General features: G+C 44.3%; 1 protein-coding gene. It reads right to left on the reverse strand.

Annotated features, from left to right (window positions below; translation table 11 throughout):
• Positions 1–253 precede the first annotated feature (253 nt).
• Positions 254–775 carry a transposase gene (locus CXF72_RS00420; protein ID WP_101036066.1) on the reverse strand — a complete coding sequence of 174 codons (522 nt, stop codon included), beginning with the start codon at positions 773–775 and terminating at the stop codon, positions 254–256.
• Between the last annotated feature and the right edge of the window lie 49 nt (positions 776–824).

Consider the following 824-nt stretch of genomic DNA (forward strand, 5'->3'; position numbering starts at 1 on the left):
TTGCTCGGTGGCAAACCGCTGAACTCGGGAGCGTTAGCAACCTTGATAAGTCGCTGCCGCTCAAGTTCAGTTAGCTTGTTTTTAGGCGCATGCGGTGCATCTGTTCTTCCGTCATGGTGGTTCTTCGGCTTCATCCAACGTTGCAGGGTTTTGGCACTGATACCACTTGCGGCACACGCCTTAGATTGCCTTGCCCCTGAGGCTTTCGCCTCTTCGATTAAAGTGACTACTTTTTGTCGGTCATCATTATTCGTTAATTGTCCTCGTCGTTGCCCCAGATCGCCTGCACTTTTTTTTGGAGTACTAACAACGCGGCTGTTTCCGCTAACGCTTTATCTTTGCGGTTCAACTCTTTTTTTAATGCCTTATTTTCATGCTTAAGTGTTTTCATCTCAGCAGGAGAAAGCGTTTTAGTCTTTTGGGTGTTTCCATTGACAAAATCAAGCTCCCACTGCTTAACATGATGAGGATACACGCCTTGTTCGCGGCAATATTCATTCAACGCCTCCCCCATCAGAGAGCCGCAAGAGATAACTAAATTGAGGCGTTCTTCTCGTGTCCAGTCCTGTGGGCGCTTATCTTTACTCATGTTATTAATCTCGATAGATGAAACGGTATCAAACTCTTGATTTCTCGCTTTTACAATCCACTTGCGGAGTGTTGAGGCACCAATGTCTAAAGAATTAGCAATCTCAGTGAAGGTTGTATCGTTTCTTCGACTAAGTACTTTTTCTACTGCCTGTATTTTAAATGATTTAGTAAAACTTCTCTTCATCTTTATTACCTCTAAAAATTAGAGGCGACAACTAGCCTGACACAGGGGG

Origin of the sequence: Psychromonas sp. MB-3u-54, assembly GCF_002836415.1 — a bacterium.
Classification (GTDB): domain Bacteria; phylum Pseudomonadota; class Gammaproteobacteria; order Enterobacterales; family Psychromonadaceae; genus Psychromonas.

What these genes read in the sequence shown, in the direction of transcription:
- CXF72_RS00420 (WP_101036066.1), bottom strand. Translation starts at nt 775, where the DNA reads ATGAAGAGAAGTTTTACTAAATCATTTAAAATACAGGCAGTAGAAAAA.